We start from the raw sequence: 26,866 nt of genomic DNA on the forward strand, positions 1-26,866 counted from the left end.
GACCGTGAAACGACTCTACGCCGATGATAGTGCGGATTCCCGTGTGAAAGTAGGTAATCGTCAGGCTCCCTAAGCCAAGAACCCCCGCCCGACAAGGCGGGGGTTTTTGCATTGGCGCGGCGGAAAGGGCGATGGCAGCGAGGGCGCAGTCGTCGTTGGCGCATCTCTTCTCCCCGTCATTGGCCCAGGTCCCTGCGCGCCGAGCATATCGGTGCGTGACAGCCGCGGCATCGACTCACTTTCGGCTCCCGCACTCCGTCGATTGCCGGCATGCCGCAGCTCAACCGATCTGCGATGCGTGTCCGGCAACCACCCGCCAGTCGCTTCCCGACCGGCGCCATAGGCGCGTATAGGCAAACATGCCGTTGAATGCGGCGCCGTCGAAACGACCGGCAAGCATCGCCTTCGTCGTGGTGAGAATCAGCTCGCCGATCATCTTCGCCCCCATTTCCCGGATATCGAGTGCGTCGAGCCGCAACTGCTTCGCACGATGCGCGGACAGATCGTCGTGCTTCGCAATGACCTGCCCGGTCGGGACGGTGAAGATCAGGTCGTCGTCCAGCAACGTGTCGAGCGCGTCGACGTCGTTGGTGAGCATCGCCGCTCGAAGTGCGGCTTCATACGGTTCGATGACTGCACGAACTGCATCCATATCGGGCCTCGCATCATTTCGAAGATGATCAGGATTACGCATGGTCGCCGGCGGCCTGCGGTGGCCTTCGCATTCCGGCATCACGGCTACTCGACAGAGACTACTCCGCTTTCGACAGCATCTGACGCCGCACCGTCATCAGCAAGCAGATGCCGATCCGCGCGAGGCTGTTGACCGAGGGATAGAACGCAACCACGACATTCCACGTGCTTGGCGCGTACTTGAGCTCGCACAGCCTATGATCAGGCCGAGGGCGGCAAGCTCGATCGGCGTGACCGGACAGATCGACATCGTCGGGTCGTCGGTCAGCATCCGGAGCGGTATCGCCGATAGCGTCGCGCACGGGGAAGCCACTCGATGCGGGTCCAGCCGCGTTCGCCTCGAAACAGGCTCGCGACGAAAGTCAGCAAGCCGTTGGCCGCGCGCGTCGACGGCGTGTCGCGCCGATTCCGCAGCGTGTCCGGCCCCGCAGCGCATCAATGCTCCGGTTGCGCCGCATTGACGTCGCGCCGAAACGCGCCCGGGCTCGTGCCTGTCCATTTCCGGAACGCGCGATGAAACGCGCTGGGTTCGGTGAAGCCGAGTTCGGCCGCGATTTCCGCGACGCTGAGCCGGTGTGCGCGCAGCAGCGACTGGGCCAGTGCGCCGCGCAGTTCGTCCTTGATCGACGCGAAGCTCTGTCCCTCGCTGCGCAAACGTCGCCGCAGCGTCGCGGGCGTCGTGCCGAGGCGCACGGCCAGCGTGTCGAAGTCCGGCCACTCGGCGGCCGGCAGTGCCTTCAGGTGCGCGCGCGTTTTTGCCACCCAGCCGGTGTCGTGCCGGTAGCGGACCAGCAGGTTGCCCGGCGCGCCGCGCAGGAAGGTCTTCAATGCCTGTGCGGAGCGGATCGTCGGCAGCGCGAGATACGCGGCGTTGAAGGCGAGCCGGCTGTCGGGCCGGTCGAAATGTACCGGTACCCCGAAGAACTGGTGGTAATCGCTGCGGTGATCGGGGCTCGGACACGCGAAATCGATGCGCTGCAGCGGAATGCGCCGGCCGGTCAGCCAGCAGGCGACGCCCAGCAGGATCAGCCAGAACGTCCGGTAAGCGAACGCGGAATAGGGCGCGCCTGCCTGCTTGAGCACGATCTGCGCCTGTCCGTCGGCGACTACGAGCTCGCCGTGCGGCTCGTCGAGCACCACGCGCAGGAACTGCAGCGCACGCCGCAGCGCCTTCTCGAGCGTGCCCGCGTCCAGCACGGCATGGCACAGCAGCCTGAAGCTGCCACGCCGCATCGGGCGGGCCGCGAGCCCGAAGAATTCGTCGTCGATCGCGCTGGCGATCGCCAACCACAGCCGGCCATACTGCTGCGGCGTGACTGGCCCGCGCACGACGGCCGGCAGGCCGGCGGCGTGCAGCACCGGCCCGACCGGAATCCGTTGCCGGCGCAGGCTCTCGAGCGCATCCTCGACGAAATCGGGCGAGATCATCTGCGGCCCCATTTTTTCATGCCCTCCAGACATGGCAAAAGCGATCACGATTCTAGATTCGGTTTGTCATTGATTGCAATGTGACTGCTGTCTACCATCATCGATATACCCTCGGTTCGCCGGCGGTCATAACGAACAGGAGACACGCATGCGTGATGGAGCAACCGCCCGGGAGGTGCCGGCCTACGCCGACGCCGTGGCCGGCTTCCGTATCGAGACCGCCGCGGCATATCTGCACGGCGATCTGGAGCAGGGTCTGAACGCCTGCGCCGAATGCTGCGACCGGCATGCGGCGGCGGACCCGAACGCGATCGCACTCGACTGGATCGACGTCGGCGGCCGGCACCACAGCTTCACATTCGCGCAAATGCAGGCTCTGTCGGCGCGCGTCGCGAACCTGCTGGTCGCGCAGGGCGTGAAGCCGGGCGACGTGGTGGCCGGCCTGTTGCCGCGCACGCCCGAACTCGTCGCGACGATCCTCGGCACGTGGCGCGCGGGTGCCGTCTACCAGCCGCTTTTCACTGCGTTCGGACCGAAGGCGATCGAGCACCGGCTGCGCATGAGCGATGCACGGTTAGTCATCACCAATATCGCGAATCGCGCGAAGCTCGACGAGATCGCGGATTGCCCGCCGGTCGCGACGGTGCGCGAGCCGGGCGACACGATGCCGGCCCGCGACATCGATTTCCGTGCGGCGCTCGACGCGCAGTCGGGCAGGTTCGAACCGGTGCCGCGCAAGGGCACCGACCTGTTCATGATGATGTCGACGTCGGGCACGACGGGCTTGCCGAAGGGCGTGCCGGTGCCGCTGCGCGCACTGCTTGCGTTCGGCGCATACATGCGCGACGCGGTGGACCTGCGCGATAGCGACCGCTTCTGGAACATCGCCGACCCCGGTTGGGCATATGGTCTCTACTACGCGATCACGGGCCCGCTGCTGCTCGGCCATGCAACGACGCTGTACGAAGGCAGCTTCACGGTCGACAGCACCTGCGACGTGATCGAACGGCTCGGCATCACGAGCCTCGCCGGTTCGCCGACGGCGTACCGGATGCTGATGGCGGCCGGCACCGAAGTGGCGGCGCGGCTGAAAGGGCAACTGCGGGTCGTCAGCAGCGCGGGGGAACCGCTGAATCCGGAAGTCGTGCGCTGGTTCCACGCGGCGCTCGGCGCGCCGATCCACGATCACTACGGCCAGACCGAACTCGGGATGGTCGTGAACAACCATCACGGGCTCACACACGTCGTCCATGTCGGTTCGGCCGGGCTCGCGATGCCCGGCTATCGCGTCGCGGTACTCGACGAAGCCGGTCGCGAGCTCGGCCCGGGTGAGCCCGGCAACCTCGCGATCGACATCGCACGCTCGCCGCTGCTGTGGTTCTCCGGCTACTGGCAGCAGGATACGCCGGCGATCGCGGGCGGCTATTACCGGACCGGCGACAACGTCGAGCTCGAGCCGGACGGCACAGTGAGCTTCATCGGCCGCGCGGACGACGTGATCACGTCGTCCGGCTACCGGATCGGACCGTTCGACGTGGAAAGCGCGCTGATCGAGCATCCTGCCGTCAGCGAAGCCGCGGTGATCGGTGTGCCGGACCCGGAGCGCACGGAGATCGTGAAGGCGTTCGTCGTGCTGTCGAAAGGCTTTGAAGGCACGCCGGCGCTGGCCGACGAACTGAGCCAGCACGTGAAGCGCCGGCTGTCGGCCCACGCGTATCCGCGCGCGATCGACTTCGTCGACGCGCTGCCGAAAACCCCGAGCGGCAAGATCCAGCGCTTTGTTTTGCGCAAGATGGAAGCCGAGAAGACCGCTCAATCCTGAAGACTGAATATGGAGTGCGAATGAATATCGAGGATCGCGTTTTTATGATTACGGGCGCCGGTTCGGGCCTCGGCGCCGCGGTGGCGCGCATGGTGGTGGCCGCAGGCGGCAAGGCGGTGTTGCTGGACGTCAATGAGGATGCCGGCGCGAGCCTCGCGCGCGAACTCGGTGCGGCCGCATGCTTCGTGAAGACCGACGTGACGAGCGAAGCCGACGGACAAGCTGCCGTTGCCGCCGCGCGCGACGCGTTCGGCCGCATCGATGCGCTCGTGAACTGCGCGGGCGTCGCACCGGGCGAGAAAGTCGTTGGCTGCGAAAGCCCGCATTCGCTCGAGCGCTTCGCGCGCGCGGTGTCGATCAACCTGGTCGGTACGTTCAACATGATCCGGCTGGCGGCTGACGCGATGTCGAAGCAGGACGCCGACGCACAAGGTGAGCGCGGCGTGATCGTCAACACCGCGTCGGTCGCGGCGTTCGACGGGCAGATCGGGCAGGCCGCGTATGCGGCATCGAAGAGCGGCGTGGTGGGCATGACGCTGCCGATCGCGCGCGAACTCGCGCGGTTCGGCATTCGCGTGGTGACGATCGCGCCGGGTATCTTCGCGACGCCGATGATGGCCGGCATGCCGCAGGACGTGCAGGACGCGCTCGGCAAGAGCGTGCCGTTCCCGCCGCGGCTCGGCCGCCCTGACGAATTTGCGGCGCTGGTGCGCCATATTGCCGAGAACACGATGCTGAACGGCGAAGTCATCCGTCTCGATGGCGCGTTGCGCATGGCGCCGCGCTGAAACTGGAACTGGAACGGGAGAAACTCGATCATGACGACACAGGATCCGATCGTAATCGTCGGTGCGGCACGCACGCCGATGGGTGGTTTTCAGGGCGATCTCGCCGGGGCCAGCGCGAGCGAGCTTGGCGCGACGGCGATTCGCGCAGCGCTCGAGCGCGCGCGTGTGCCGGCCGAGCGCATCGACGAAATCGTGTTCGGCTGCGTGCTGCCGGCCGGCCAGGGTCAGGCGCCGGCACGACAGGCCGCGCTGAAGGCCGGATTGCCGCTGGCCGCGGGCGCGACCACGGTCAACAAGATGTGCGGCTCCGGGATGAAGGCCGCGATGTTCGCGCACGACCTGCTGCTGGCCGGCTCGGCGGACGTGGCGGTCGCGGGCGGGATGGAGAGCATGACGAACGCGCCGTATCTGCTACCGAAGGCGCGCGCGGGGATGCGCATGGGTCACGGCCAGGTGCTCGACCACATGTTCCTCGACGGGCTCGAGGACGCATACGACAAGGGCCGGCTGATGGGCACGTTTGCGGAGGATTGCGCGCAGGCCTACCAGTTCACGCGCGAGGAGCAGGACGCGTTCGCGATCACGTCGCTGACGCGGGCGCAACATGCGATCGCGGAAGGGCGCTTCACGTCGGAGGTCGCGCCGGTGACCGTGAAGGCTGGCAAGACCGAAGCGGTGGTCTCGATCGACGAACAACCGGGCAAGGCGAAGCTCGACAAGATTCCGACGCTCAAGCCGGCGTTCCGCGAAGGCGGCACGGTGACGGCGGCCAATTCGTCGTCGATTTCCGACGGCGCGGCCGCGCTCGTGATGATGCGTCGCTCGGAAGCGGAGCGGCTCGGCCTCACGCCGAAGGCCGTGATCGTCGGGCATTCGACCTACGCGAACAAGCCGGGCCTGTTCGCGACGGCACCGATCGGCGCGATTCGCAAGCTGTCCGAAAAAACCGGCTGGAACCTGCGCGACGTCGACCTGTTCGAGATCAACGAAGCCTTCGCGGTGGTCGTGATGGCCGCGATGCGCGATCTCGACCTGTCGCACGACAAGGTCAACGTGCACGGCGGCGCGTGTGCGCTCGGCCATCCGATCGGCGCCTCGGGTGCGCGCGTGATGGTGACGCTGCTGGCCGCGCTCGAATCGTATGGCCTGAAGCGCGGCATCGCATCGCTGTGTATCGGCGGCGGCGAGGCGACGGCGATCGCTATCGAGCGCGTCGCATAACGCGAACGCGTTCACGCGTCACGCGCGGGACGGCAAGTAAGCCGTCTCTCGCGACGCGGGCGGCGGGCATCGTGCCCGTCGCCCGTTTTGTTTTCCCGGGAATGCGCGATCGCGCTACGCGCTCGCGCCCGGCGACACCGCACCGCACGCGCGGATCACGAGCTGCACGACGTGCTCGGTCTTCTCGGCGAAGGCCTTCTGCGTGAACGCACGCTTGCCGCTCAGCGCGCGGATCTGCGCATCGAAATCCGCATAGTGCTGCGTGGTCGCCCAGATCAGGTACATCAATGCGTGCGCATCGATCGGTGCGAGCAGCCCGCGTGCGATCCAGCCTTCGATCACGTGCACGCGCGTGTCGAACCAGGGCTTCACACGTTCCGACAGGATGTCCTGCATGTGCTCGGCGCCGTGGATGATCTCGTTGGCCCACACTTTCGAGCCGAGCGGGCGCCGTCGCGACAGATCCATCTTCGCGCGCACGTAGCTGCCGATCGCCTCGACCGGATCGTCGCCGGCCTCGAACGAGCCGGCCGCGCGGTGCCAGTCTTCGAACAGGTCGTCGAGCACACGGCGGTACAACGCCAGCTTCGTCGGGAAGTAGTAATGCAGGTTCGCCTTCGGCAGGCCCGCACGCTCGGCGATCATCGCGGTGCTCGCGCCGTTGAGCCCGCGCTCCGCGAACACGGCTTCCGCGCACGCCAGCAGATGCGCTTCGTTGGACTCGCGGATGTGCGCCTTGCGTCGCCGCAAAGGCGTGCCCGTTTCGTCGTGGCCGCCGGCTGCGGCGGCCGCTTCGTCATGTCTCATCGTTGCCCTCGCGCGGCATCGGTGCCGCGTTGGGCTTCATTCTAGTCGCAGGTTCGCATCGAACGCACGTGCGCGCATTATCGGTGCATGCGCGATGCTGCGATGCGATGGCACGGTTCTCGCTCGAACCAGTCGCGCAAGAAAGACGTTGCGCTGGACATTTTGATGGTCTAAAACCTGTCCAATCGGACAGGATTCGACAAGTGGCGATACGCAGTGCGAGCACCCCCGCCGATCGATCGGACGAATCGCACGAACGATGCGCGCCCGCACCTCGCAGGTGCGGGTTTGCCCCGACAGCAGCAATGCGTGCACCGGCATCGACCGGATCACGACATGACCGACCCCACAGGAGCGATACGAATGGACACGGTATCGGAAACAGTGAAGCGGGCAGCATTCGACACGTCGATCAAGGTCGACGGCAGACGGTTGTGGGACAGCCTGATGGAGGTGGCGAAGATCGGCGCGACGCCGAAGGGTGGCGTCTGCCGCCTCGCGCTGACCGATCTCGACAAGGCCGGGCGCGACCTGATCGTCGGCTGGGCGAAGGCGGCCGGCTGCACGGTGACGGTCGATACGATGGGCAACGTATTCATGCGTCGCGCGGGTCGCGTGGTGGACGCCGCGCCGGTCGTCACCGGCTCGCACGCGGATTCGCAGCCGACGGGCGGCCGCTTCGACGGCATCTACGGCGTGCTCGGCGGCCTCGAGGTGATTCGCAGTCTGAACGATCACGGCATCGAGACCGAGCATCCCGTCGAGGTCGTGATCTGGACCAACGAGGAAGGCTCGCGCTTCGCACCGGCGATGGTCGCGTCGGGCGTGTTCGCGGGCGTGTTTTCGCTCGAATACGGGCTGTCGCGCAAGGACGTCGACGGCAAGACGATCGGCGAGGAGCTGGCGCGCATCGGCTATGCAGGCGACGTGCCGTGCGGCGGCCGCAAGCTGCACGCAGCGTTCGAGCTGCATATCGAGCAGGGGCCGATTCTCGAAGCGGAGTGCAAGACGATCGGCGTGGTGACCGACGCGCAAGGGCAGCGCTGGTACGAGATCACGTTCACCGGCCAGGAAGCGCATGCGGGGCCGACGCCGATGCCGCGCCGCCGCGACGCGCTGCTCGGCGCGTCGCGCGTCGTCGATCTCGTGAACCGGATCGGCCTAGATCACGCGCCGTTCGGTTGCGCGACGGTCGGGATGATGCAGATTCATCCGAACTCGCGCAACGTGATTCCGGGCCGCGTGTTCTTCACCGTCGATTTCCGTCATCCGGACGACGCCGTGCTCGCGAAGATGGATGCAGCGCTGCGCGACGGCGTCGCGCGCATCGCGGGCGAGATCGGGCTCGAGACCGCGCTCGAGCAGATTTTCTACTACAAGCCCGTCGCGTTCGATCCGGCCTGCGTGGCGGCCGTGCGCGACGCGGCCGACCGCTTCGGCTACTCGCATCGCGACATCGTGTCGGGAGCGGGACACGACGCGTGCTATCTGGCGCAGGTCGCGCCGACGTCGATGGTGTTCGTGCCCTGCGTCGACGGCATCAGCCACAACGAGATCGAGGACGCGACGCCTGCTTGGATCGAGGCAGGCGCGAACGTGCTGCTGCACGCGATGCTCTCGCGTGCGTGCGAGCCGGCTTCATGACGGATCGAATATAGCGCGGCCGGCAGGCTGCTCATCGCCTGACCGTAGCACTCCAAAACATAGCCGACCCGGCTGTGCGTTTGCAGCCGGCGGGGACGGCTTTGTCTCCACTCAGTCGAAGGAACGCGTATGACCACCAAGCCAACCGGCGATATCGCCGCGCATCGCCTGACGTCCACGCAACTCTCGTGCGAATTCGCCGATATCGCGCCGCTGCTCGATCCGACTGCCGCCGCGGCCGCCGCCAGCCGCTGCCACTACTGCTACGACGCGCCGTGCGTGCAGGCTTGCCCGACGCAGATCGATATCCCGAGCTTCATCCGCAAGATCGGCAACGGCAACCTGAAGGGCGCGGCGACCGACATCCTGTCCGCGAATCCGCTCGGCGGGATGTGTGCACGCGTATGTCCGACCGAGATCCTGTGCGAAGGCGCGTGCGTGCGCAATCATCAGGACGCGCAGCCGGTCGCGATCGGCGCGCTGCAGCGGCACGCGACCGACTGGGCGATGGCGACCGGGGCGGTGCGTTTCACGCGTGCGCCCGATACGGGGCGGCATGTCGCGGTGGTCGGCGCGGGGCCGGCCGGCCTCGCCTGCGCGCACCGGCTCGCGCTTGCCGGGCATCGCGTCACGCTGTTCGACGCACGGCCGAAGGCGGGCGGCTTGAACGAATACGGCATCGCCGCGTACAAGACCGTCGACGATTTCGCGCAGCGCGAAGTCGAGTGGCTGCTGTCGGTCGGCGGTATCGCGCTGGAGACGGGCGTCGCGCTCGGCCGCGACGTGACGCTCGATGCGCTGCGCGAGCGGCACGACGCGGTGTTTCTCGCGATGGGGCTGGGCGGCGTGCGCACGCTCGCGATCGACGGCGAGCAGTTGACCGGCGTGATGAACGCGGTCGACTTCATCGAGCAGGTGCGACAGGCCGACGGGCTGGAGAACGTGCCGGTCGGGCGGCGCGTGGTCGTGATCGGCGGCGGCAACACGGCGATCGACGCGTCCGTGCAGAGCCGCAAGCTCGGTGCCGAGCGCGTGACGATGGTGTACCGGCGCGGCGTGGATGCGATGAGCGCGACGTGGGCCGAACGCGAGTTCGCGCAAAAGAGCGGCGTCACGCTCGTCACGCACGCGAAGCCGGTGCGCATCGCGGGCGCGCACGGGCACGTGACGGGCGTCGAATTCGAGGCTGCGTCGGGCGAACGCATCACCGTCGACGCGGACATGGTGCTGAAGGCAATTGGCCAGACGCTGGTGCCGGACAGTGTCGCGGCCGCGTTGCTGACGGCGGACGGTACGCGCATCGCGGTCGATGCGGACGGACGCACCGCGTTGCCCGACGTGTGGGCCGGCGGCGATTGCGCGGCGACGGGCGGTATCGACCTCACGGTGCAAGCCGTGCAGGACGGCAAGCGCGCCGCGGCCGCGATCGACGCGGCGCTCGCGCAGCGCGACGCGAAGGCCGCGTGAGCGCGGCGAACGCAACGGCATCGCGCATGCCGCGCGGATCACGATAAACGCCCCATTTTCACGGAGCCGAACATGGCCGACCTTCGCTGCACCATCGCAGGCATCACTTCGCCGAATCCCTTCTGGCTCGCGTCCGCGCCGCCGACCGACAAGGCGTACAACGTCAACCGCGCGTTCGAGGCGGGCTGGGGCGGCGTCGTCTGGAAGACGCTCGGGCTCGATCCGCACGTCGTCAATGTCAGCTCGCGCTACGGCGCGGTGCAGTGGAACGGCCAGCGGATCGCCGGGCTGAACAACATCGAGCTGATCACCGACCGTCCGCTCGACGTGAACCTGAGAGAGATCGCGCAGGTAAAGCGCGACTGGCCCGACCGCGCGCTGATCGTGTCGCTGATGGTGCCGTGCAACGAGCGCGACTGGAAATGGATCCTGCCGCTCGTCGAGGATACGGGCGCGGATGCGGTGGAGCTGAACTTCGGCTGCCCGCACGGGATGAGCGAGCGCGGGATGGGCGCGGCCGTCGGGCAGGTGCCGGAATACGTCGAGATGGTCACGCGCTGGGTCAAGGAAGGCACGAAGCTGCCGTGCCTTGTGAAGCTCACGCCGAACATCAGCGACATCCGGATGGGCTCGCGCGCCGCCTACAAGGGCGGCGCGGACGGCGTGTCGCTGATCAACACGATCAACTCGATCGTCGCGGTGGACCTCGACCAGATGGCGCCGATGCCGACCGTCGACGGCAAGGGCACGCACGGCGGCTATTGCGGCCCCGCGGTCAAGCCGATCGCGCTGAACATGGTCGCGGAGATCGCGCGCGACCCGGAAACGCCGAACCTGCCGATCTCCGGCATCGGCGGGATTTCATCGTGGCGCGACGCGGCCGAGTTCATGGTGCTCGGCGCCGGCAGCGTGCAGGTGTGCACCGCCGCGATGCACTACGGCTTCCGGATCGTGACGGATCTCGCCGACGGGCTGTCGAACTGGATGGACGAGAAGGGCTACGCGACGCTCGACGACATCCGCGGCCGCGCGGTGCCGAACGTCACCGATTGGAAATACCTGAACCTGAAATACGACATCAAGGCGCGCATCGACCAGGACCGCTGCATCCAGTGCGGGCTGTGCCATATCGCGTGCGAGGACACGTCGCACCAGGCGATCACCGCCGAGAAGGACGGCGTGCGGCATTTCGAAGTGGTGGACGCGGAGTGCGTCGGGTGCAATCTTTGCATGCATGTGTGTCCGGTCGAGCAATGCATCACGATGGAGCGGGTCGACGCGGGCGACTATGCGAACTGGACCACGCATCCGAACAATCCGGCACGTGCCGACGCGGGTGCCGGCCCGGCGGAACCCGCGAAGCACGCGAAGGCGGCCTGACCGGCGGCCGGTGGCGCGGTACGGGCCGCGCCGCCGCTTGTGTCCTGTTTCGCCGGCATCGCGCGATGCCGGCGCCGACGTTTACGTGGAGCGCTTTCGATGAAACCAGCAGCGATTCCCGCCGATTCCGACAGCGCCGCAGCGCCGGCCGGCAGCCTGTACAACGACGACCTCGCGCCGACGACGGCGGCGCAGCGCACGTGGCGGTGGTACCACTTCGCGGCGCTGTGGGTCGGGATGGTGATGAACATCGCGTCGTACATGCTCGCGGCCGGGCTGATCCAGGAAGGCATGTCGCCGTGGCAGGCGGTGCTGACCGTGTTGCTCGGCAACCTGATCGTGCTCGTGCCGATGCTGCTGGTCGGCCATGCGGGTGCGAAGCACGGGATTCCATACGCGGTGCTCGTGCGCGCGTCGTTCGGCACGCAGGGCGCGAAGCTGCCGGCGCTGCTGCGCGCGATCGTCGCATGCGGCTGGTACGGCATCCAGACCTGGCTCGGCGGCAGCGCAATCTATACGCTGCTGAACATCCTGACCGGCAACGCGCTGCACGGCGCGGCGCTGCCGGTGGTCGGCATCTCGTTCGGGCAGCTCGCGTGCTTCCTGGTGTTCTGGGCGCTGCAGATTTACTTCATCCTGCACGGCACCGATTCGATCCGCTGGCTCGAGAGCTGGTCGGCGCCGATCAAGGTCGTGATGTGCGTCGCGCTCGTGTGGTGGGCGACGTCGCGGGCGGGCGGCTTCGGCTCGATGCTGTCGGCGCCGTCGCAGTTCGTCGCGGGCGGCAAGAAGGCCGGACTCTTCTGGGCGACGTTCTGGCCGGGCCTGACCGCGATGGTCGGCTTCTGGGCGACGCTCGCGCTGAACATTCCCGACTTCACGCGCTTCGCGCATTCGCAGCGCGACCAGATGATCGGTCAGTCGATCGGGCTGCCGCTGCCGATGGCGCTGCTGTCGGTGGTGTCGGTCGTCGTGACGTCGGCGACCGTCGTGATCTACGGCAACGCGATCTGGGATCCGATCGACCTGACGAGCCGGATGACCGGCGTCGGCGTCGGCATCGCGCTGGTGATTCTCACGCTCGACACGATGTGCTGCAACCTCGCGGCGAACCTCGTCGGCCCTGCTTACGATTTCTCGAGCCTGTGGCCGAAGGCGATTTCGTATCGCACCGGCGGGATGATCACCGCGACGATCGCGATCGTGATGATGCCGTGGAAGATCCTCGCGACGACGGACGGCTATATCTTCACGTGGCTCGTCGGCTATTCGGCGCTGCTCGGCCCGGTCGCGGGCATCCTGATGGTCGACTACTTCCTGATTCGCGGCACGCGGCTCGATACGCACGCGCTGTTCGACGAGCGCGGCGATTTCAGCTATGCGCGCGGCTGGAACCCGGCCGCGCTGGCCGCGCTCGCGATCGGCGTGCTGCCGAACCTGCCCGGCTTCCTGCATACCGCATTCCCGGCGTCGTTCACGAACGTGCCGGCCTTCTTCAACACGCTTTACACGTACGCGTGGTTCGTCGGCCTCGTGCTGGCGTCCGGCGTGTACGGCACCTGGATGAAGTGGCGCGCCGCACAGCGCGCGCAGATCGCGAGCGCGTGATGCGCGCAGGCATGCGACACCCGACAGTCAACGAGGAGGCGACGACATGGCAATCCTGATTCGCGGCGGCACCGTGGTCGATGCGGACCGCACCTATCGCGCGGACGTACTGTGTGCCGACCCGCAGGACGGCGGCACGATCCTGCAGATCGCCGAGACGATCGACGCGCCCGCCGGCGCGACGGTGGTCGACGCGCATGACCAGTACGTGATGCCGGGCGGCATCGATCCGCATACGCACATGGAACTGCCGTTCATGGGCACGACGGCGAGCGACGATTTCTATTCGGGGACGGCCGCCGGGTTGTCGGGCGGCACGACGAGCATCATCGACTTCGTGATCCCGAGCCCGAAGCAGCCGCTGATGGACGCGTTCCGCGAATGGCGCGGCTGGGCCGAGAAGGCGGCGGCCGACTACGGTTTTCACGTGGCCGTCACGTGGTGGGACGAATCGGTGCACCGCGACATGGGCACGCTTGTGCGCGAGCACGGCGTGTCGAGCTTCAAGCACTTCATGGCGTACAAGAACGCGATCATGGCCGACGACGAGGTGCTCGTGAACAGCTTCTCGCGTTCGCTCGAACTCGGCGCGCTGCCGACGGTGCACGCGGAGAACGGCGAACTCGTGTTCCGGCTGCAGCAGGCGCTGCTCGCGCGCGGGATGACCGGGCCGGAAGCGCATCCGCTGTCGCGTCCGCCGGAGGTCGAGGGCGAGGCCGCGAACCGGGCGATCCGCATCGCGCAGGTGCTGGGCGTGCCCGTGTATATCGTGCACGTGTCGTCGAAGGACGCGGTCGATGCGATCACGCGCGCGCGCAGCGAAGGGCTGCGCGTGTTCGGCGAAGTGCTGCCGGGCCATCTGGTGATCGACGAGGCCGTTTATCGCGACCCGGACTGGACGCGTGCGGCCGCGCACGTGATGAGCCCGCCGTTCCGCTCGGCCGAGCATCGCGAGGCGCTGTGGCGCGGGCTGCAGGCCGGCCAGCTGCATACGACGGCGACCGACCACTGCGTGTTCTGCGCGTCGCAGAAGGCGATGGGCCGCGAGGACTTCACGAAGATTCCGAACGGCTGCGGCGGCGTCGAGGACCGCATGTCGGTGCTGTGGCATCACGGCGTGAATCACGGCCGCATCACGCCGAACGAGTTCGTGCGGATCACGTCGACGAACGCCGCGCAGATCTTCAACCTGTATCCGCGCAAGGGGGCGGTGCAGGTCGGCGCCGATGCCGACCTCGTCGTGTGGGATCCGGCCGCGACGAAGACGATCTCGGTGAAAACCCATCACCAGCAGGTCGATTTCAACGTGTTCGAAGGGATGACCGTGCAGGGCGTCGCGACGCACACGCTCACGCGCGGCGCGCTCGCATGGGCCGACGGCGAACTGCGTGCGGTGCGCGGCGCGGGCCGCTACCTGGAGCGGCCGCCGGCCGCCGGCTACTACGAGGCCGCCCGCATCGCGAACCGGCTGCGCGAGCCGCATCCGGTCGAGCGCACGGGCTGACCGAGGGCGAAGCGGGCAAAGCGGGCGAAGCGCGCGAACCGGACGAAGGCGCGCGCGCTCGCCGCGGCGGTCAGCGCGCGTCGCTCGCGTTCGCTTCGCGGATCGGGATCACGGTGCGCGCGCCGCACTGGCGCAGCAGGTCGCGCAGTTCGTTGATGACCGGGAACACCTCGTGGTTCCAGTCGGCGCCTTGCCGGTCGTGCGCTTCCTGTTCGCGCTCGACGATCCAGCGATCCTCGCGGAAGATCCGCTCGGTGAACCAGACGAGCAGCGGCCACGCGAGATCGAGTGCGAACGGGATGCCCGGCTTGTGGATCGACAGCACACCGAACGTGCGGTTGGTGCGCTGCTCCGCGTCGAGCGGCACGTAGACGATCCACAGGTCCATCACGAGCGTGCCCTCGCTCGAGCGGATCTGCAGCGTCTGATACGGGTAGAGGGTGCGCACCGTCATCACGCTCTTGTCGGACTGGTCGGCCGGCTTCTTGCTGGCGCCGAACACAAGCGCCTCGCCGACCGGCTGCTTGCCTTCCATCCGCGTGAACGTGTAGTCGACCTCGACCCAGTCGTCGCCGCGCCGGCGGCCGACGCTGCGCGCGCGCATCTGTCCCATCTGCTTGCGATGCAGGAACTGATGGTTCATGTCCATCAGGTTCTCGTGCATGAACGAGTAGTGGCACTTGACCTCGCGGCCGAAGCGGCGCGTTTTATACGCACGGTCGTCCGCCGATTCGAGCGCGGGGAACGGGCGTTCGTCGGCGAGCGTCGCGTCGCCGGGGAACACGAAGATCAGCCCGTGCGCCTCGCGGCACGGATACGCGCGCACGCCGTTGGGCAAACGGTCGCGGCCCAGGTAAGGCACGTCGACGCAGCGGCCGCTGTCGCACGCGTAGGTCCAGCCGTGGTAGCAGCAGCGCAGCGTTTCGCCGGACACGACGCCCGCATGCAGCGGCACCTGGCGGTGCGCGCAACGATCTTCGAGCGCATACACGGCGCCGGATTCGGTGCGCACGAGCACGATCGGTTCGCCGGCGAAGCGCACGCCGAGCGTCTTGCCGCGCTTCAGCTCGCGCGACCACGCGAGCGGATACCAGTGGTCGGGATGGATGGGCACGCGGCGCAGGTCGCGCACGACCGCGCCGGTGGACGGTTCTTCGAGGGTGCTGCTGTCAGACAAAGGCACTGCGCTCATGCGTGACGCCTCCTGGCAAGCTGGTGAGTTCCGGCCGCCGCGTGAGGCGGCGGGGACTTGATCTGGAGAAGTCTACGCGAAGTTGGCCCGTGAAGCTGACCTGATCCGGGTTTGCCCCGTCGGCGCGGCATGCGTTTCGTTGATGCAGCTCAAACGCGGCCGGCGGCGCGGGCCGGCCGCGTCATGCCGCCGGCCGGCCGCCGCGCCGCCGGCTGCCCGTCACAGATGGGCGTCGCGCCACAGCACCGCGTCGGCACGATACAGCGTCGGGAAGCGCTGCTTCAGCCCGGCGACCTTCGGCAGGTCGTTGAATGCGATGTACGGCGCGTCGGGATGCAGCTCGAGGTAGTTCTGGTGATACGCCTCGGCCGGATAGAAGCCCTTGTACGGCTCGACGCGCGTGACGACGGGCGACGCGAACGTGTGCGCGGTGCCGAGCTGCACGATGTACGCGGTCGCGACGGCCCGCTGCTGCGCGGTGGTCGGGAAGATCGCGGACCGGTATTGCGAACCTTCGTCGGGGCCCTGACGGTTCAGCTCGGTCGGATCGTGCGCGACCGAGAAGAACACCTGCAGCAGCCGGCCGTACGTGATCTGCGTCGGGTCGTAGACGATACGCACCGATTCCGCATGGCCGGTCAGCCCGGTGCCGACCAGCGCGTAGTGCGCGGTTTCGGATGCGCCGCCCGCATAGCCGGCCGTGACCTGCTTCACGCCCTTCACGTGCTCGAACACACCCTGCACGCCCCAGAAGCAGCCGCCGGCGATCACGGCGGTTTCCTCGTGGGATGTGCCGGGGGTTTCGTCGAGCGTGGGCGCGGGCACCGTGCGCATCGGTTCCGCGGAACTGACGACACGCTGGTAGCCGAACACGGCGGCGGCCGCGACGGCGATCGCGCCGATGCGGCGCAGCATGGCCGCCCGCCGCCGCGGTGCGGAATTGCGAGTGGATGTCGGGATCATGAATTGCTCCTTCGAAAACGAGGGATGGAATGAGCTGGCCGGGCAGCAGTCCTTAACCAAACGTGAACGCATACGCATCGACGCCCGGATCGAGAAACTCGATCGAGAACGTGCGGTCGGCGATCGCGCCCGGCTGCCGGACCAGTTGGTACAGGCGTTGGCCGGTGACGGTGCCGTAGCCCTGCGCGTCCACGTCGGCGCCGTGTGCCGCGCCGGGCGCCGCGCCGTCGAGCGTTACGCGAAAGCGCACCGGCTTGCCGTTCGCCCCCGGGCCGAGCACGAGGTGCAGGTCGCGCGCATGGAAGCGGTAGACGATGCTGCCGGCCGGCGCGGCGAGCGTCGCGCGCTCGGCGCCGACCTGCCACGCGCCGGCGAGGCCCCAGTCGTTCAGGTCGGGGTGAGCGGGCGCGTCGTAGCGGTGCGCCGTGTCGCGCACGACGCCGCCCGGCGACGTGAAGTCTTCCGCACGCGCATAGCCGACATAGGTTTCGGGCGAGCGGACGTCCGCGCTGTCGGCCGCCGCGAGCGCGCCTTTCGCGGGCGCGCCGGTGAGCCCGAGCGGCACGTTCAGCGCTTCCGGGTGGCCGGCTTCGGCGAGCAGCGACTGGATTGCGCGTTCCGACTGCGCGTATTCGCCTTCGCCGAAGTGGTGATGGCGGATCCGCCCCTGCGCGTCGACGAAGTAGTGCGCGGGCCAGTATTCGTTGCCGAACGCGCGCCAGATCGCATAGCCGTTGTCGATCGCGACCGGGTAGTCGATGCCGAGGTCATGCACGGCCTTCTTCACGTTGCCGATGTCGCGCTCGAACGCGAACTCCGGTGCGTGCACACCGATCACGACGAGCCCGTACGGCGCGTACTTGTGCGCCCACGCGGTCGTGTACGGCAGCGTGCGCAGGCAGTTGATGCACGAATACGTCCAGAAATCGACGAGCACGACCTTGCCGCGCAGGCCGGCCGCGGTGAGCGGCGGCGAATTCAGCCACTGCACGGCGCCGTCGAGCGACGGCAGCGTGCCTTCGACGGGCAGCGCGGCCGGCGCCTGCGTCGCGGGCGTCGTGCCGGCCGCGCGCATCATCGCGCCGCCGGCCGCCGGTGCGCCATCGGTCGCCGCGGCCATCATCGCGCCGCCCGCCGTGCCGGTGTCGCTCGTGGAGGACATGGCGGCCGGTGCATTGTTCGAGCGCCCGCCGAGCCGGTCGACGAGCTTCGTCTCGAGGCTGCCCGTCGTGACGGTCGACAGTTGCGCGAGCGCACCCGTATCGAGGCCGAGCGCGATCGCGGCGACGCCGGCCAGCAGCGCCGCGCCGATCCCGCGCCGGATCCATTCGCCGGCGCCGAGCGAGCGCTTCATCGCGGCGAACACCTTGCCGCCGATCACGAGCGCGACGCCGAGCGACGTCGCCGCGCCGGCCGCATACGCGACCAGCAGCACCGTCGTGCCGACGCTCGCACCGCGCAGCGCGGCGCCAGTCAGCACGAGCCCGAGGATCGGGCCCGCGCACGGCGCCCACAGCAGGCCGGTCGCGACGCCGAGCAGCAGCGACGACATCGGGCCCGCCGGGCGGCCGTCGCGCTGCGCGAAGCCGGTGAGGCGGTTGCCGGCCGCGACGAGCGGGCGCGTCAGGTGTTCGGCGAAGCGCGGCAGCAGCAGCGTCAGGCCGAACACCGCAAGCAGCACGATGGCGAGCCAGCGGCCGGCCTGGTTGGCCTGCGCGACCCAGCCGCCGCCGACGGCGGCGAGCGTCGCGACGACGGCGAACGTGAGCGCCATGCCGATCAGCAACGGCAGGCCGGTACGTACGAACGGCTGGTCGGCGCGCGCGAACACGAACGGCAGCACGGGCAGGATGCACGGGCTCAGGATCGTGAGGACGCCGCCGAGATAGGCAAGGACGATGAGCAGCATGGGGCAGTCTCCGGTCGTTCAGGAAGGCGGCGGCCCGTCAGGCGGCGGCCGGGTGGAAGGCGAGCGCGAGCCCGTTCATGCAGTAGCGCAGGCCGGTGGGCGGCGGGCCGTCGTCGAACACGTGGCCGAGGTGGCCGCCGCAGCGGCGGCAGTGCACTTCGGTGCGCGCCATCCCGTACGACGGATCCGTCTCGGTCGCGACCGCGTGGTCGAGCGGCTTCCAGAAGCTCGGCCAGCCGGTGTGGCTGTCGAATTTGGTGTCGGACGAGAACAGCGCGAGGTCGCAGCCGGCGCAGGCGAACGTGCCGTGGCGGTGCTCGGCGTTCAGCGGGCTGCTGTACGGCGGCTCGGTGCCGGCATTGCGCAGCACCGTGTATTGGGCGGGCGTGAGGCGGCGACGCCATTCGGCGTCGCTGCGGGTGATCTCGAACGGGGCGGCCATCGGGGCGGCGGGCGGCGCGGCGAAAGCGCGGCCGACGAGCGCACGGCGGCCAGCCGACGACAGCCCTGCGAGCGTGGCGAGGCCGGTGACGCCGGCGAACAGCAGATGTCTGCGGGTGGGCATGACGGGCTCCTTGAAGCAGATCCTGAAAACATGCGCACAGAGTAGGCAGCGGCCGGTGTCGAAGTCCTCACGGAAAGTTAAAGGATTCGTGATGATTGGGGTGTTTCGCGGGGGGCGGTGGAATCCGTCGAAGCGCCAACTGGCAAGGGCCCTCGAACGGGTGAGCCGCCGATATTTACCGAGCGCCAGTTCGCAGAGGTTAACGCGTGGCTTTCGCGCGAACAAAAGCAGACTGCTTTCCCTGTCGCCGAGAGCCGTCTTGGAAGATGGTTTCGGCGCCTCACGCGGGTTGTCCCGGACACCGTGCCGGCAATAGAAGCCGCGCTCTGCATCAGACACGCGCCCGAAAACAGCGCGAGCATTGACAAGTCGATCATGGGCGTTCCTCCGGGCTGGTTCGGCGCAAAAGGAAGAGCAGTGCAGGAACGCGCGCGATGCGGGTCAACCGGGATCGCGCGTGGTCGATGCGACGTCGCACTACGCCCGGTCGAGCAGCTCGACGAGCAGCCTGGCCCCGTCGGCCCCCTTCGTGGAATCGGTCCACAGCCGGTCGATCATCTTCCGGTACATCGCGACGGCATCCGCCGACGTGGTGATCGTCGCGATGCCAGTACGAATGTTCGGCAGCTCGCCGAGCCGGAACGGCGATACCGCGATATGCGCGCTGTCGTCGTCCTCGAAGATCTGGAAGGTCTCGTTCGGCAGGTTGTCGCTGACGATACCGATACGCACGCCTTTCGCATCGTCCTCGAGCATCCCGACGATTCGCATCACTTCCCGGCGCGCGGCGAGTTTGCGCTCGAGCTGCACGCCCGGCGGCAGCCCGAGGCGGCCGACCAGGCCGTGGTGCAGGAACTGCTCGATCTGGCGCAGCCCGATCAGGCTCGTCACGTTCAGCGGTGCGCGCCGGAACGCGGCTTTCCGGTCCGCGAGGATCGCCATCACTTTCGACAGCGTCTGCCGCCAGGCGGCATCGGTCAGCGACGGCGGGATGCTTTCCTCGAGCATCTGGCGCAGCCAGCCTTCGTAATCGTCGGAGGTCAGCAGGAACGAGAACGGATCGAAATGCGCGAAGATCCGCTGCGAGCGGCTCTCGATCTGCCGCATGCGCTCGAAATAGCTGATCGCCGAATCGTGATACTCGACCTCGACGCCCATCAGGTTCGCGAGCGACACGCCGAACAGCGCGGCGAGCCGCTCGAGCGTATCGATCTTTACAATCTCGCCACGTTCGAGCTTGTAGACCGCCGCGCGCGAGATGTTCAGGCGCTCGGCGACATCCTCGCTGCGCAACTCGGCAGCCATCCGGTACGCGCGCAAGCGCTCGCCAATGCTGTCGAAGTCGAAGCGCGCGCCGCGCAGACGCGTTTTTCGGGAACCGGCGGTGGACATGAAGTACCTCTAGGTGGCGGGTGAAAAATCGACAGACACCGAATTGCGCGACCGCGCCGCGCCGCCATCCTGCCGGGGGCATCGCGAAGATCGATGTTTGTCTATTTTTTTGTATCGGGTATTTTAACGTAGCCGACAACGGATGCTCGCACACCCGCGTCTTGCGCTCGTCTCGTGCGCGGTAACGGCCTGCGACCGGACCGTGGCCGTGCGCGTGCACATCGTCTAAATATTTGGACGAGCCGGCGAGCGCGCAGACGGCTGTCGGCGATAGAGGCAGCCCACCTTCCAGACATTCCCACGTGCCGGCCCATTGCGCCGGGAGGAGAAAAGCATGACGTTGCGCACCCCGCGCGCCCGATTTCGGGCAGGATTCCTGATGGCCGGCGCGGCAGGCGCCATTGGCACCGCGCCGCTCGCGCACGCGCAGTCGAGCGTGACGCTGTACGGTGTCGCGGACGCTTTCGTCGGTTCGGTGAAGCAACCTGGCGGTCGCACGGCGCTCGTGCAGTCGGGCGGCGGGATGACGACGTCGTTCTGGGGGCTCGGCGGCAGCGAGGATCTCGGCAACGGCAACAAGGCGTTCTTCGTGCTCGAAAGCTACTTTCAACCGCAAAGCGGCGCGTACGGCCGCTACGCCGGGGACAGCCTGTTTTCGCGCAATGCGTACGCGGGATTGCAGACGCGGTTCGGCCAGCTTCGTCTTGGCCGGATCACGACGCCGCTGTATCTCGCGACGATCCAGTTCAACCCGCTGTTCAATTCGTACACGTTCTCGCCGATGATCTTCCACACGTTCAAGGGCGTGGGCGCCGAGGGCGTGGTCGGCGATTCGGCGTGGAACAACGCGCTCGCCTATACGAGCCCGACGTTCGGCGGATTCAATGCGGGGCTGCTGTACGCACTCGGCAATACGGCCGGCTGGAACGGCGCGAAGAAATGGAGCGTCAACGCGAACTACGCGCGCGGCGCGTTCGCGGCCGCCGTGGTCTTCCAGTACGTGAATTTCAGCGCGACGCCTGGCGATCTCGACGGCGCGCTCGCCGCGGCGCCGGGCCTGTCGAGCCAGCGCACGGTGCAGGTCGGCGCGTCGTACGACTGGCGTGTCGTGAAGCTGTTCGCGCAGTACATGAACGTCGCGAACCGCGCGCAGCGCGGCAACTTCCACGGCGATACGGTGCAGGCCGGCGTCAGCGTGCCGATCGGCGTGGGTTCGCTGCTGGCGAGCTACGCGTATACGCATTCGAGCGGGGCGCTCGCCGACGGCGCGCATCGCAGCACCGGCGCGCTCGGCTACGACTATCTGCTGTCGAAGCGCACCGACCTCTATTCGGCGATCAAGATCGATCACGTCGGCGGGCTGTCGACCGGCATCACGTACGGCGCGGGCCTGCGCACGCGTTTCTGACGCAGGCATCGCGATGCGAGGCTTCCCGGTTTACCCCGATACATCGGACGCTTGCATTCCGTTTTTGATGCGGGTAGTCTAAATATTTAGACGAGGAGGAGAGCATGAACCTTATGGACGCCACGCAGTGGCTGGCACAGGACGTCGTCGGCTTTTCCGATATTCACCGGTTCGCGACGCGCTGCCGGGACGCGGCGGCGCCGCACGGGCGGGAATCGGCGGCGCTGGTGCTGCTCGCACAGGCGGCCGCGACGTTCGCCGAACGGCAGGAGGGCGTGGCGGTCTGCACGGAGACTGTGCAGGCGTTTCTCGCCGAACTGCGCGAGCACGCGCGGCGGTTGAGCGATGCGAGCGGGGGCTCGGACGACGCGCTGCTCGCGGCGCTCAACGGCTTCGCCGCGCAGGTGTCGAAGGAACTGGTCGTCTGATGCGCGACGCCGGCGCGAATCTGCCCGGGCCACGCCCTTAAGCTGTGCGATGCCGACGATCGGGTTGCGGTCAGTCTGTCTAAAAAAAACGACAAACGACCGCAAGGCGGACCGCCGGCATCGATATTCCCTCCTCACGATACGGACAATCATGGAAGCGAACCTTCGATCCTCCGCTGCCGCGCCCGCCGGTGCACCGCCCGAACGGGTGTCGCGCTACGCGTGGAAAGTGCTGGCCGGCTCGGCCATCGGCTATGCGATGGACGGCTTCGACCTGCTGATCCTCGGCTTCATGCTGCCGGCAATTGCGGCGTCGCTGCAGCTCGGCGCGCAGCAGGCGGGGGCGCTCGTTACGTGGACGCTGGTCGGCGCGGTCGCGGGCGGCGTGATTTTCGGCGCGCTCAGCGATCGCTACGGCCGCGTGCGCGTGCTGACCTGGACGATCCTGCTTTTCGCGGTGTTCACCGGGCTGTGCGCGTTCGCACAGGGCTTCTGGGATCTGCTCGCGTACCGGACCATCGCCGGCATCGGCCTCGGCGGCGAATTCGGCATCGGCATGGCGCTCGCGGCCGAAGCGTGGCCTGCAGCCAAGCGCGCCCGCGTGTCGTCGTACGTGGCGCTCGGCTGGCAGAGCGGCGTGCTCGCTGCGTCGCTGCTGACGCCGCTGCTGCTGCAGAGCGTCGGCTGGCGCGGCATGTTCGCGATCGGCGTGCTGCCCGCGATCGTCGCCTGGGTGCTGCGCAACAAGCTGCACGAGCCGGAAGTGTTCGTCCGGAGCCCGCAGCCGGCGCGCACGGGCGCGCGTTTCCGGCTGCTGTTCGCCGATGCGCGCACGACCCGCACGAGCATCGGCATCGTCGTGCTGTGCGCGGTGCAGAACTTCGGCTACTACGGGATCATGATCTGGATGCCGACGTTCCTGTCGAAGCAGCTCGGCTTCTCGCTGACGAAATCCGGAGTGTGGACCGCCGTGACCGTGCTCGGGATGATGGCCGGCGTCTGGCTGTTCGGACACCTGGCCGACCGGATCGGCCGCAAGCCGACGTTCCTGCTGTACCAGTTCGGCGCGGTGGCGATGGTGTTCGCGTATTCGCGGCTGACGGACCCGGCCACGATGCTGTGGGCCGGCGCGCTGATGGGCATGTTCGTGAACGGCATGGTCGGCGGCTACGGCACGCTGATGTCCGAAGCGTACCCGACCGCGGTGCGGGCGACCGCGCAGAATGTGCTGTGGAACGTCGGCCGTGCGATCGGCGGCCTCGGGCCGCTCGTCGTCGGCGCGCTCGCCGTGCGCTATTCGTTTCAGATCGCGATCGCGATGCTGGCCGCGCTGTACGTGCTCGACATGATCGTCACGGTCACGCTGATTCCGGAACTGAAGGACCGCGCGCTCGACTGACGCGCGTGCCTCCCGCCCAACCGTAACGAGGAGAGAACGATGGACGTGATCGACGGGGCGCGCGCCTGCGCGCAGCCGTGGGCGGCCACGGTCGCCACGCACGCGTGCGACGTGGTCGCGCATCGCGCGGTGAACCGGCGCTATCGCTATCTGCGCGTGCGCGCCGACGCGCCGCTCGCGAGCGTCACGCAGGCCGGCCAGTTCTATCAGCTCGTCTGCCCCGTCAGCGATCTGCACCGGCCATTCCTGCCGCGCCCGATGAGCGTGTACGGCGTCGGCCCCGGCGCCGGCGAAATCGAGTTCCTGTACAACGTGACCGGCGAAGGCACGCGTGCGCTCGCGCAGCTCGGCGTCGGCGCGCGGCTGTCGATCGTCGGGCCGCTCGGCCGCCCGTTCACGCTCGACGCCGGTGCGCGACGGCTGCTGCTCGTCGCGCGCGGCGTCGGTCTCGCGACGATGGCGCCGCTCGTGCAGCGCGCGGCGCGGGCGGGCATCGCGCTGACGGTCGTGATGTCGGCGCGCACGCCGGACGACCTGATGACCGCGGAATTCCTGCGTGGCGCGCCGGCCGACGTGCATGCGGTGTTCGACAGCGACGGCTCGTCGGCGGTCGCGAACGTGGACGCGCTGCTGCGCGCGAGAATCGCGCGCGATCGGCCGGACGCGGTCTACACGTGCGGCTCGCAACGGTTGCTCGCGCTGCTGCAGCGCGTGCTCGCCGACCATCCGTCGATGCGCGGCGAGGTCGCGCTCGAGCAGCGGATGGCATGCGGGATGGGCGTCTGCCTGTCGTGCGTGCGGATGTTCGACGACGGCGCGACCCGTGCATTCCGGCGCGTGTGCCGCGAGGGCCCGGTGTTCGCGATTCGCGATGTGGTGACGGAGGTGGAGGTGGAAGTTGGCTGACCTGAGCGTACGCGTGGGCGAACTGCGCCTGCGCAATCCCGTGATGCCGGCATCCGGCTGTTTCGCGATCGAGTATCGCGATGCGCTCGACCTGACCGGGCTCGGCGCGCTCGTGATCAAGAGTGTGTCGCCCGTCAGCCGCCCGGGCAACCCGACGCCGCGTGTCGCCGACGCGGGTGACGGCATGCTGAATTCGATCGGCATTCCGAGCCGCGGCATCGACGACTATCTCGAACACGTGCTGCCCGCGTACACGGGCCACGGCACGCCGGTCGTCGCGTCGGTGTCCGCCGATACGGCGGACGCGTTCGCGCGCGCGTGCGAGGCGCTGTCGCGGCCGGACGTCGCGGCGATCGAGGCGAACATCTCGTGCCCGAATCTCGAGGCGGACGGCATGGCGTTCGGGATGGACGCGGGCATGACCCGGCAGGTCGTCGACGCGATCCGCACGCGCACCGGGCATCCGCTGTGGGTGAAGCTGACGCCGAACGCGGGCAACATCGCGAAGATCGCGCAAGCGGCGCAGGACGCGGGCGCCGATGCGATCGTGATGGGCAACACGGTGCTCGGCATGTCGATCGACGTGCGCACGCGCCGGCCGTCGCTCGGCAACGTGATGGGCGGCCTGTCCGGGCCGTCGATCAAGCCGATCGCGCTGCGGCTCGTCCACCAGTGCTACCGCGCCGTGTCGATTCCGGTGATCGGCTGCGGCGGCATCCGGAGCGCCGCCGACGCCATCGAGTTCCTGCTCGCGGGCGCGAGCGCGGTGCAGGTGGGCACTGCATCGTTCCGCGATCCGGGCGTGATGCGCACGATCATCGACGGGCTCGAGCAGTTTTGCGCGGACGAGGGCATCGGTGCGATCGCGTCGCTGACCGGGCAGGTCAGGCTCGACGCGGAGCTGAGCGAGCGCTGGCGACGCTTTTGCGCGGCGCCGGCGCGCGCGGGCGGCACGACGGCGGGGGCATGATGAACGCGCATACCGACAGGCCGGACGCGCCGGCGGACATCGAAGTGCACGACGCGGCGGCGCTGTCGCTTGCCGAACTGACGGCGCTCGCCGAGCAGTGGTTCGACGAGATCCGCGTGCTGTCGGCCGACGGCGTGGGCGTCACGCGCGAGAGCTACGGCGACAGCGAAACGGCGGCCGCGCAGCGGCTGGCGGCGCACGCCGAACGCGAGGGCATCGCGGTGCGCGCCGACCGCGCGGCCAACCTGGTCTTCAGCCTGCCCGACGCGGACCCGCATGCGCGTGCGATCTGGGTCGGCTCGCATCTCGACTCGGTGCCGCATGGCGGCAACTACGACGGGCTCGCGGGCATCGTCGCAGGGCTGCTGTGCCTCGTCGCGCAACGGCGCAGCGGCTGCGCGTCGCCGCACCCGTTGAACGTGATCGCGCTGCGCGGCGAAGAGAGCGCCTGGTTCGGCAAGGCCTACATGGGATCGAGCGCGCTGTTCGGCCGGCTGACGCCGGACGATCTCGCGATGAAGCATCGCAGCACCGGTCGCCCGCTGGCCGACTGCATGGCGGCGGCGGGCGTCGACATCGACGCGGTGCGGGCGCGCAAGCCGCTGTTCGACGTGCGGCGCGCGCATGCGTATCTGGAGCTCCACATCGAGCAGGGGCCCGTGATGGTCGCGCGCGGGCTGCCGGTCGCGGTCGTGTCCGGCATTCGCGGCAACGTGCGGCACAACTCCATCAGCTGCATCGGCGAGGCCGGCCACTCCGGCGCGGTGCCGCGCGACCTGCGGCACGACGCGATCTTCGCGGTCGCCGAGCTGATCACGCGGCTCGACGAGCACTGGCGCCGGCTGCTCGAACGCAACATCGATCTCGTCGTGACGACCGGCATCGTGTCGACCGACCAGGACGAGCATTCGATTTCGCGGATTCCCGGCCAGGTGCATTTCAGCTTCGAGGCGCGCAGCGAGAGCACGGAGACGCTCGACGTATTCCATGAGCTGCTGATCGCCGAATGCAACTCGATCGCGCGCGAGCGTGGCGTGCGATTCGATTTCGACCGGCGGTTGGCGAGCGCGCCGGCGCGGATGGATGCCACCCTGCGCGCCGCGCTTGCCGACGCGTGCACGCGGCTCGACGTGCCGTATGCGACGCTGCCGAGCGGCGCGGGCCACGACGCGGCGCTGTTCGCGAACGCGGGCGTGCCAAGCGGGATGCTGTTCGTGCGCAACGATCACGGGTCGCACAACCCGCACGAGGCGATGTCGATCGATGATTTCATGCTGGGCGTGCGCGTGCTCGCCGACACGATTGCGCGGCTGTGACCGGCGACACGGGAAGCGATGGCGGCCGACGCGCTGTGGACCCGGAACGCGTGCGG

At 68.3% G+C, this 26,866-nt stretch carries 22 protein-coding genes and 1 pseudogene; 14 read left to right on the top strand and 9 right to left on the bottom strand.

Features of this window, described 5'->3' with window-relative positions:
- Window positions 1-280: 280 nt before the first annotated feature.
- The 3 genes and pseudogenes from SB786_RS31480 to SB786_RS31490 all read right to left on the bottom strand — a co-directional run bounded on the left by SB786_RS31480 (window position 281) and on the right by SB786_RS31490 (window position 2,133).
- Window positions 281-652, bottom strand: coding sequence for a nuclear transport factor 2 family protein (locus SB786_RS31480; protein WP_410730871.1), 372 nt, complete (start codon window positions 650-652; stop codon window positions 281-283).
- A gap of 100 nt (window positions 653-752) precedes the next feature.
- Window positions 753-1,074, bottom strand: a pseudogene (locus SB786_RS31485) (hypothetical protein); the annotation flags it as partial.
- Window positions 1,075-1,128: 54 nt separating this feature from the next.
- Window positions 1,129-2,133, bottom strand: a complete 1,005-nt coding sequence (locus SB786_RS31490) for an AraC family transcriptional regulator (RefSeq protein ID WP_410730872.1) — start codon at window positions 2,131-2,133, stop codon at window positions 1,129-1,131.
- A 136-nt stretch (window positions 2,134-2,269) separates the two neighbouring features.
- Between SB786_RS31490 and SB786_RS31495 the strand changes: the two genes are divergently transcribed.
- The 3 genes from SB786_RS31495 to SB786_RS31505 are packed head-to-tail and all read left to right on the top strand — an operon-like array spanning window position 2,270 to window position 5,952.
- Window positions 2,270-3,943 carry an acyl-CoA synthetase gene (locus SB786_RS31495; RefSeq protein WP_410730873.1) on the top strand — a complete coding sequence of 558 codons (1,674 nt, stop codon included), beginning with the start codon at window positions 2,270-2,272 and terminating at the stop codon, window positions 3,941-3,943.
- A gap of 20 nt (window positions 3,944-3,963) precedes the next feature.
- Window positions 3,964-4,731, top strand: a complete 768-nt coding sequence (locus SB786_RS31500; RefSeq protein ID WP_410730874.1) for a 3-hydroxyacyl-CoA dehydrogenase — start codon at window positions 3,964-3,966, stop codon at window positions 4,729-4,731.
- A gap of 30 nt (window positions 4,732-4,761) precedes the next feature.
- Window positions 4,762-5,952 (top strand): acetyl-CoA C-acetyltransferase, encoded by a 1,191-nt coding sequence (locus SB786_RS31505; RefSeq protein ID WP_410730875.1) that lies wholly within the window; start codon window positions 4,762-4,764, stop codon window positions 5,950-5,952.
- Window positions 5,953-6,066: 114 nt separating this feature from the next.
- On the opposite strand, the gene SB786_RS31510 is transcribed toward SB786_RS31505, so the two are convergent.
- Window positions 6,067-6,759, bottom strand: coding sequence for a TetR/AcrR family transcriptional regulator (locus tag SB786_RS31510; RefSeq protein WP_175699052.1), 693 nt, complete (start codon window positions 6,757-6,759; stop codon window positions 6,067-6,069).
- 363 nt (window positions 6,760-7,122) lie between these two features.
- Between SB786_RS31510 and SB786_RS31515 the strand changes: the two genes are divergently transcribed.
- The 5 genes from SB786_RS31515 to hydA all read left to right on the top strand — a co-directional run bounded on the left by SB786_RS31515 (window position 7,123) and on the right by hydA (window position 14,362).
- A complete protein-coding gene (locus SB786_RS31515) occupies window positions 7,123-8,403 on the top strand; it encodes a Zn-dependent hydrolase (RefSeq protein WP_410730876.1) in 1,281 nt (426 codons plus the stop codon).
- A gap of 129 nt (window positions 8,404-8,532) precedes the next feature.
- Complete coding sequence (locus SB786_RS31520) at window positions 8,533-9,870, top strand: NAD(P)-dependent oxidoreductase (protein WP_410730877.1); 1,338 nt, start codon at window positions 8,533-8,535, stop codon at window positions 9,868-9,870.
- A 72-nt stretch (window positions 9,871-9,942) separates the two neighbouring features.
- The gene (preA, locus tag SB786_RS31525) at window positions 9,943-11,250 is read left to right on the top strand and encodes an NAD-dependent dihydropyrimidine dehydrogenase subunit PreA (protein WP_011660851.1); all 1,308 of its coding nucleotides are present in this window, start codon (window positions 9,943-9,945) and stop codon (window positions 11,248-11,250) included.
- Between the two features lie 99 nt (window positions 11,251-11,349).
- Entirely contained in the window at window positions 11,350-12,858 is a 1,509-nt protein-coding gene (locus SB786_RS31530) for an NCS1 family nucleobase:cation symporter-1 (protein WP_410730878.1), read from the top strand.
- Between the two features lie 46 nt (window positions 12,859-12,904).
- Window positions 12,905-14,362, top strand: coding sequence for a dihydropyrimidinase (hydA, locus tag SB786_RS31535; RefSeq protein ID WP_006760704.1), 1,458 nt, complete (start codon window positions 12,905-12,907; stop codon window positions 14,360-14,362).
- Between the two features lie 70 nt (window positions 14,363-14,432).
- Here the strand turns inward: hydA and SB786_RS31540 are convergent, their stop codons facing one another.
- From SB786_RS31540 to SB786_RS31560, 5 genes are all read right to left on the bottom strand, one after another.
- On the bottom strand, window positions 14,433-15,554 hold the full coding sequence (locus SB786_RS31540; RefSeq protein ID WP_410730879.1) for a Rieske 2Fe-2S domain-containing protein: 1,122 nt from the start codon (window positions 15,552-15,554) through the stop codon (window positions 14,433-14,435).
- A 219-nt stretch (window positions 15,555-15,773) separates the two neighbouring features.
- Window positions 15,774-16,517 carry a peptide-methionine (S)-S-oxide reductase MsrA gene (gene msrA, locus SB786_RS31545; RefSeq protein WP_410730880.1) on the bottom strand — a complete coding sequence of 248 codons (744 nt, stop codon included), beginning with the start codon at window positions 16,515-16,517 and terminating at the stop codon, window positions 15,774-15,776.
- Window positions 16,518-16,569: 52 nt separating this feature from the next.
- A complete protein-coding gene (locus SB786_RS31550) occupies window positions 16,570-18,426 on the bottom strand; it encodes a cytochrome c biogenesis protein DipZ (RefSeq protein ID WP_410730881.1) in 1,857 nt (618 codons plus the stop codon).
- 37 nt (window positions 18,427-18,463) lie between these two features.
- Window positions 18,464-18,991 (bottom strand): peptide-methionine (R)-S-oxide reductase MsrB, encoded by a 528-nt coding sequence (msrB, locus tag SB786_RS31555; protein ID WP_410730882.1) that lies wholly within the window; start codon window positions 18,989-18,991, stop codon window positions 18,464-18,466.
- A gap of 477 nt (window positions 18,992-19,468) precedes the next feature.
- Window positions 19,469-20,383, bottom strand: coding sequence for a helix-turn-helix domain-containing protein (locus SB786_RS31560; RefSeq protein ID WP_212062139.1), 915 nt, complete (start codon window positions 20,381-20,383; stop codon window positions 19,469-19,471).
- A gap of 334 nt (window positions 20,384-20,717) precedes the next feature.
- Here SB786_RS31560 and SB786_RS31565 point away from each other — a divergent pair, with 334 nt between their 5' ends.
- The 6 genes from SB786_RS31565 (at window position 20,718) to SB786_RS31590 (ending at window position 26,810) form a co-directional block, all read left to right on the top strand.
- Window positions 20,718-21,791 carry a porin gene (locus SB786_RS31565; protein WP_410730883.1) on the top strand — a complete coding sequence of 358 codons (1,074 nt, stop codon included), beginning with the start codon at window positions 20,718-20,720 and terminating at the stop codon, window positions 21,789-21,791.
- A 104-nt stretch (window positions 21,792-21,895) separates the two neighbouring features.
- On the top strand, window positions 21,896-22,219 hold the full coding sequence (locus tag SB786_RS31570) for a hypothetical protein (RefSeq protein WP_175885420.1): 324 nt from the start codon (window positions 21,896-21,898) through the stop codon (window positions 22,217-22,219).
- A 151-nt stretch (window positions 22,220-22,370) separates the two neighbouring features.
- Window positions 22,371-23,618: an MFS transporter gene (locus SB786_RS31575; RefSeq protein WP_410730885.1), complete on the top strand. Its 1,248-nt coding sequence runs from the start codon at window positions 22,371-22,373 to the stop codon at window positions 23,616-23,618.
- A gap of 39 nt (window positions 23,619-23,657) precedes the next feature.
- Window positions 23,658-24,524, top strand: a complete 867-nt coding sequence (locus SB786_RS31580) for a dihydroorotate dehydrogenase electron transfer subunit (protein ID WP_410730886.1) — start codon at window positions 23,658-23,660, stop codon at window positions 24,522-24,524.
- A complete protein-coding gene (locus tag SB786_RS31585; RefSeq protein WP_166723228.1) occupies window positions 24,517-25,494 on the top strand; it encodes a dihydroorotate dehydrogenase in 978 nt (325 codons plus the stop codon). The genes SB786_RS31580 and SB786_RS31585 overlap by 8 nt, the downstream gene beginning before the upstream one ends.
- Complete coding sequence (locus SB786_RS31590; RefSeq protein ID WP_410730887.1) at window positions 25,494-26,810, top strand: Zn-dependent hydrolase; 1,317 nt, start codon at window positions 25,494-25,496, stop codon at window positions 26,808-26,810. The genes SB786_RS31585 and SB786_RS31590 overlap by 1 nt, the downstream gene beginning before the upstream one ends.
- Window positions 26,811-26,866 lie beyond the last annotated feature (56 nt).

This window comes from Burkholderia sp. SIMBA_062 (assembly GCF_046534765.1).
Lineage (GTDB): Bacteria > Pseudomonadota > Gammaproteobacteria > Burkholderiales > Burkholderiaceae > Burkholderia > Burkholderia ambifaria.